At 46.8% G+C, this 5,613-nt stretch carries 11 protein-coding genes; 1 reads left to right on the forward strand and 10 read right to left on the reverse strand.

Annotated features, from left to right (window positions below; all coding sequences use genetic code 11):
* Positions 1-255: 255 nt before the first annotated feature.
* The 6 genes from DSM107010_RS36550 to DSM107010_RS36575 all read right to left on the reverse strand — a co-directional run bounded on the left by DSM107010_RS36550 (position 256) and on the right by DSM107010_RS36575 (position 3,594).
* Positions 256-1,299 carry an RNA-guided endonuclease InsQ/TnpB family protein gene (locus tag DSM107010_RS36550; protein ID WP_127025317.1) on the reverse strand — a complete coding sequence of 348 codons (1,044 nt, stop codon included), beginning with the start codon at positions 1,297-1,299 and terminating at the stop codon, positions 256-258.
* 92 nt (positions 1,300-1,391) lie between these two features.
* Complete coding sequence (locus DSM107010_RS36555) at positions 1,392-2,102, reverse strand: calcium-binding protein (RefSeq protein WP_127025319.1); 711 nt, start codon at positions 2,100-2,102, stop codon at positions 1,392-1,394.
* 23 nt (positions 2,103-2,125) lie between these two features.
* Complete coding sequence (locus tag DSM107010_RS36560) at positions 2,126-2,323, reverse strand: hypothetical protein (protein WP_106170560.1); 198 nt, start codon at positions 2,321-2,323, stop codon at positions 2,126-2,128.
* Between the two features lie 111 nt (positions 2,324-2,434).
* Positions 2,435-2,671 (reverse strand): hypothetical protein, encoded by a 237-nt coding sequence (locus tag DSM107010_RS36565; RefSeq protein WP_106170557.1) that lies wholly within the window; start codon positions 2,669-2,671, stop codon positions 2,435-2,437.
* Between the two features lie 144 nt (positions 2,672-2,815).
* Positions 2,816-3,046 (reverse strand): type II toxin-antitoxin system HicA family toxin, encoded by a 231-nt coding sequence (locus DSM107010_RS36570; RefSeq protein ID WP_106170555.1) that lies wholly within the window; start codon positions 3,044-3,046, stop codon positions 2,816-2,818.
* Positions 3,043-3,594, reverse strand: coding sequence for a hypothetical protein (locus DSM107010_RS36575; protein ID WP_106170552.1), 552 nt, complete (start codon positions 3,592-3,594; stop codon positions 3,043-3,045). The genes DSM107010_RS36570 and DSM107010_RS36575 overlap by 4 nt, the downstream gene beginning before the upstream one ends.
* Positions 3,595-3,642: 48 nt before the next feature.
* On the opposite strand from DSM107010_RS36575, the gene DSM107010_RS39150 reads away from it, so the two are divergent.
* A complete protein-coding gene (locus DSM107010_RS39150; protein ID WP_158631969.1) occupies positions 3,643-3,786 on the forward strand; it encodes a hypothetical protein in 144 nt (47 codons plus the stop codon).
* On the opposite strand, the gene DSM107010_RS36580 is transcribed toward DSM107010_RS39150, so the two are convergent.
* The 4 genes from DSM107010_RS36580 to DSM107010_RS36595 all read right to left on the reverse strand — a co-directional run bounded on the left by DSM107010_RS36580 (position 3,780) and on the right by DSM107010_RS36595 (position 5,513).
* Complete coding sequence (locus DSM107010_RS36580; RefSeq protein ID WP_106170550.1) at positions 3,780-4,301, reverse strand: hypothetical protein; 522 nt, start codon at positions 4,299-4,301, stop codon at positions 3,780-3,782. The genes DSM107010_RS39150 and DSM107010_RS36580 overlap by 7 nt on opposite strands.
* Positions 4,302-4,537: 236 nt before the next feature.
* Positions 4,538-4,924, reverse strand: a complete 387-nt coding sequence (locus DSM107010_RS36585) for a hypothetical protein (RefSeq protein WP_106170547.1) — start codon at positions 4,922-4,924, stop codon at positions 4,538-4,540.
* A complete protein-coding gene (locus tag DSM107010_RS36590) occupies positions 4,921-5,187 on the reverse strand; it encodes a hypothetical protein (protein ID WP_127025321.1) in 267 nt (88 codons plus the stop codon). The genes DSM107010_RS36585 and DSM107010_RS36590 overlap by 4 nt, the downstream gene beginning before the upstream one ends.
* Positions 5,188-5,312: 125 nt before the next feature.
* Positions 5,313-5,513: a hypothetical protein gene (locus DSM107010_RS36595; protein ID WP_106170542.1), complete on the reverse strand. Its 201-nt coding sequence runs from the start codon at positions 5,511-5,513 to the stop codon at positions 5,313-5,315.
* Positions 5,514-5,613 lie beyond the last annotated feature (100 nt).

Raw genomic sequence — 5,613 nt, forward strand, 5'->3', positions numbered from 1 at the left:
GTTTTTATATTTTTAGCTGGGTAGCTTGTTAACTCAGTACTGCTGAGTCATTTTGTCATTGGTTAGTCTAAACTCCAGTTTGGAATTCAACTCAAATTTAGGCTAATGCAACTGTTCGACAGTAACATAACTAATTTTTAAGGCAATCAACACGGAGTTGAAGCTGAAAGTGTTTATGGACAAAATGGTGCAGCTTATCTACTGAAAGTAGCAAGTATGACCGTGACATCTCCCGTCGCCTAATCCCTTCGGGATTCAGGCGAGGGCTTCCAGTTTCACAACTGAAAATTGCTGCCTCACAGGATGAGTAACCTCTTGTCCTCCGCAGCCTGAGAACGGCAGTCCAACCGTCCTAAGTCCTCGATCCAGTAACACAAGCGCCGAGTTCCAGTCACGGTCAATCGATAACTGGCAACTAGGACACTCGTGAACTCTATCTTTGAGGGTTTTCTCAACTCTCGCGCCGCAACCAGAGCATTCAATACTACTGCCACGAGCTGATACTTCTACTGTCTGCTTGCCGCGTTTTACCGCCACTGCTTGCAGAATTTGCAGGAATGCGCCCCAGGCACAATCGAGTATTGATTTCGCTAGTCTGGTACGAGCTAAACCCCTGATGTTGAGATTTTCAAATGATATTAAGTCATAAGTTTGACACAACCAATGTGCGACAGAATAGTGAAACTCTTTACGGCATCGCGCCACTTTCAAATGTAGTAATGCAATCGGATCGGGAACTTTGACATCTAACTGTAAGTTTATTGATGCGTACCATCTATCGGCTTTCCTGATGATCCTTACCTGTTTGACTACAAAACCATCAGGTATGGGACGCTGCAAATTGATTGAGATCGCTCCAATCTTAGGCAGACTCAGATTTACGTTTGTTACTGGATTATGCTTGAACTGAGGAAATAGCAACGATTTGAACTTCCCGTACTTCTTAAATCGAGGAAAGCCAAAACCACGTTCTTGAAAGTATTCCCAGCCTCGGTGCAATTGTTTAATTGCTTGTTGCAAAACCTGCGAAGGAACTTCACCCAATCGAGGGAATTCTTTCTTAGCTTTTGGCAAGGAGTTAAGTTGATTAACAACGGTTGGAAATTTCAGATCGGCGGCTAGAATGTATTCTTTCTCAATGGAGCATCTATCAGTCGGACATTTGCGACTATCGCACCAATCTTTAATTTCTCGCAGCGCATAGTTAAACGCACTTCGACAGATTTCCATCCACTCAACCAGCGTTTGTTGTTGAGTTGTGTTTGGATAGATTCGGTAGCAATAGTTCAAAGTAATCACGCTGTTACTAGATCGTATTTACTAGACAGTACAAGTTGAGTAAATGCTTGTCTCATCCCCCGACGCAGGAATCATCTCCCAAACCCCCATATTTAGATAAACTGGAAGTAGTCGGCGCTCAAGTCCAAGCTTTCGGGAGCGCTGCCAGGGATTGCAGCTATTTGCTCTGGTAAAGCACCTGGGGTGTTGGCAAAAATGCCCGTCCCTGGTGGTAAACCTTCGGGCAAAGCGCCCAAAGTGTATTCCACCTCGACTGTCTCAATTGCAGGCGAAGAAGCGGTACGACTCAGCACGATCGCGTCTTCATTTGGGTTGAATTCGAGAAGAATCGCCAAGTCCCGCTCGCCCTCCTCGCTGTAGTATGGTCCCGTTCCATCGCGTCCCGAACCGCCTCCCAAAACGAAGGTATCGGCTCCCTTTCCGCCGTAGAGGATATCAGTCTCGCCGCTGCCACGACTGGCACTGCCAAATAGATCCAGCGTCCTCCCCCCCGCGCCGTTAAGCGTATCGTTGCCATCACCGCCGCTCAAGAAGTCGTTGCCCCCTTCGCCAATTAAAGTGTCATTGCCATCGTCGCCAAATATGCAATCGCGATCTTCGGCACTAATCTTGCTACCATTCCCCGCTAACAAGTCGTCGCCCTCGCCACCACGTAGTTCGTCCGCACCATCACCGCCATAGAGATTGTCATTGTCTCCTAAACCAAAGATTAGGTCGTCGTCGGATAACCCGTACAAGTCGTCGCGATCGCTCGTCCCAGTTAATGTGTCGTTAGAAGCTGTGCCGAGAATGTCAAAAACCATCGTTATGCTCCAGAAATCTACTTCTAATCTTCTTCGCTGAAACCATCATCATCCGTCTCTACGTCGCCGTATTCTTCAATTTCTTCTACTCCCACGAACGTGAGAGACGCTGCTAAATCTACTCCGTATTTTTCGGCTTCTTTTTCATTGCTGAATTCGCGTTCGACTTCGTAATTCTGGTTAGTCCAACTACTACTTATTTGAACGATATATTTAGGCATAAAACCTCGGTCTCGCTCGTTCCTAACCGATCTATATTATGCGACGCAACGCGATTATTCTTGTGTGAAGCAACAATGATGTACTGCGCGCAATCTCAGCTTCTCGGTTGTTTAAAAGTGAGGTAACTGCACGGTAGAGTGAGATTTCGATGGCGTACAATCGGATGCTCCAATCGAATAAGAAATCTTGAGGTGAGGATTTCCTAATTGGATTTGCGAGCGCAATACGTTAGCATAAGACTCGACGAGTTGCTCGCACTCACGACAATCAGCTACACCGGAAACTTCAAATTTCAGAGTGAGTTGATGAGTTTGGGGTTGCTTGATAGCGATCTGTTGGAAATCCATCTTTGCTCCTATGTATACAATTGCTCTATCAACGGTGCGGCAGGTGTCTTCCCAAATTCTTGAATGTGGGAAGAGAAAAAGAAAGACATCGCTCGTGCAAGTCCAGGGGAAAATCGATCCACTCGTACGACCGCGATCGCACTTCTATCTACTTTGGCTAGAGAAACTTACAGAGCGCGATTGCTCTTTTGCAGATATTCGCGCATCTTTACAGATTTTACCAATCGTCCCAGTCGGGACATCCTTGGACTCGTGGAAGGGAACGGTGACTTTGCCAGGTTTGAGTGGGTGTTTGAACTGATGATGGCTACCTTTAATTCCTATCTGATACCAGCCGTCTTCAGCCAGCAGCCGAATCAAGTTTTTGACTTTCATCTTTCACTCGCACTCCACCTGAGAGTAAAGGTCTCGACCATCTGTCCGCCAACTAGCCGACGTTGGTAGCTGAGGTAGTTTCCTCTATAGGGGCGGACTGGTCTTCTAATTGGGTAGCCCGTCCAGGCAGAATTATCTAAATGTGGCATCAATCGTCCTGTCAGACCTAGCAACAACCAAATAGGGAGATATATTTGTTGCTCAGCAATCGCCAAAGCCAGCAACAGAAACAGACATTTGTAGAACTGCCGTTGTGGAGTGTCGATAACTTCCGTTCCTCTCACCCCGGCAATCAATCCCCGAAAGTCCAGGTAGAGACGGGAAAAGGGGTAGCTGAGAATTTCATAGGCAAAACGTCTCCCAGGACTGCTGATAATATCTCCTGGCTGGAGATAGTTCTTTGGACAAGGCTCGGTAAATCCCCAATCGTTTCTTTCAGCTACGTCGGCTACAATTGGGCAAGGGCAAGCGATGGACAGTGACAAAACTGATGGTAAGTTCGTCTTTGAGCCGATTTCTGGTTCGGCAACAGCAAGAGAATGCGTCATACTCCACCTCCTAAGTGTGGGTAGGGTGGTAAACCGAACTATTGAGTTGTGAAAACCGAACAGATTGATTTGAGCGTACGTCTGAGTGCGATAACTCACAGCGCGATCGCGATCGCAGTGTTTGACTCAACTGTTATTGTGACGACGATCGCATGGATGCGCGTTTCACCGTTGAGGAGATCGCGTCAGTGAGTAGAATTTGAAATTCTCCCTAACCCCAGTCCAATTCTCAATCTCGATAGCTGCCAATTTTGATAGTCAGTAAAGTCAAGCTTGTTGAGATTTTTAATCGGCAATCTCTTGCCTCTTACCAATCCTTTATCGAATTCCCTCAAGTCAGATAGCGTGAATCTAAATTGTGGTGGATACATCAGCAGCGAGACAAATTTATAGAGCCACAAATGCCATTGTTTCGTCTCCATGTCATTGCCGATTGTAAAGCCAATAACGTAAGCCTCATCACTAGCGGAAAATCCCCGTCCTAACAGCAGGTGCAAGTAATCGTGTTCTTGGAGGTAGATTTTTCCTGGTAAGGCAAGCGGACTAGCAGGGTTTTCCAGCAGCCAGACGAGAAAAGGGATCTCAGTGGGGCGATCTCCCATTATGAGGTTGTAAGCTCGTGCTAGAGTCAACTGGGCAAGCTCCTCGGGCAAATTGCCATGCGTGTTGACGAGCGATTCACAAGCGCTCAATTGGATGTGAGACATGATGTGTTTCTACCTACTTTGAAGCAGTCAAGTCAAAAGTGCAAAACTTTTTGCTGATTTGCCAAAAATTATCTAAAATTGTCGTAGCTGTTGGGGGTATAACAGTAAGTGGTAGAAATTTAGCTGATTGCACTACAGCAATTCTAGAGAAGAAATCAAATCAGCTCGAAAACATTTAACGATTTTTCAATTTGACTTTAACAGTTCTTCTAATCTGCATTGTCACGTCGGCGTTCTCAGTCGCGTAATTTATAACTCAGCTCAAAGTGAGCGATTTGCCCGCTGCTTTGCAACTCCTCTAGTTGGTAAGCCGAGTTGTCAATTGCTTGAACCAAAAGTGCGATCGCTTGCTGTGAGCCGCGAACAGGCAATACAAGAGCGATCTCGGCGCTCGGTTGAGACTGGGCGGTCTGTTGCAGTTGTTGTAGCGATCCGAGCTGTTGGAGCAATTGTTCGATAACTGAAAAGGCTGCTGTCATTGCTGTGGTTGAATCAAACAACTTGAAGGAGACGACAATCGTTCTGCGGTCGAGGAAATTATGGCTGGGCATGACAAAATCTCCTTGGGAGAATCGTTGCCGTTGCTTCTCTGGGCGGCGCAGGACTCGTCGGCGCTGTTTCACTTGAGTTTTGCTCCTGAGTGTTGTCGTGGTGCGAGCGCGCTCGACGAATGCCGCTCGGTGGTGGTGCGTTCGTCAAAAACTTCATCTATGTAGCTGGCAATTTGCAGCAAGCATTCTTGTGGCTCGTCTTCAGGGAAGCGATCGCACAACAACGTGAAGGCGGCAATGAACCTTTTGGTTCGGGGGAGACTGTCTGACTTGTTACGGTGCTGTAAAGATAAAAACCGCGCGGATTCAAAAATGACTTCGGTTTTGGTCAACATGACTTTTGGGTTGATAGATCTGGTAGTTGAAAAATTGCCCGAGCGCAGTTGCACCCAGGCTGTTACTCAATTTATGCTCGTCGCCTCAATCGAGGTTTGCCTGGGGAACTAGACCGAGACTGCTACTACCGTAATAGAGCAGCACTTGCGTTCTCGCACTCGAAAATGTGGCGGTACTCGTCCCATAAACTCAGGCAGGGACTAAATTCAGTCCGTCGTACCACATCTTGCCAACGCTCGTAGATTCCCCAGCCAAATTCGATTGTTAGTAGCAAAGTGTAGCCAACTGCGATTAGCTCGATAGCTGCGGTTAACAATAGTTGCATTGTGAGGTGCTTTTTCTAAGGATTAAGGCGGTTTCTATCAAACAGAATACCAGTTGAGCTAAGATGCAATTATGCGCTCAACCTTGTAGGAGCAAAGCCT

Origin of the sequence: Chroococcidiopsis cubana SAG 39.79, from assembly GCF_003991895.1 — a bacterium.
In the GTDB taxonomy this organism is placed as follows: Bacteria; Cyanobacteriota; Cyanobacteriia; order Cyanobacteriales; family Chroococcidiopsidaceae; genus Chroococcidiopsis; species Chroococcidiopsis thermalis.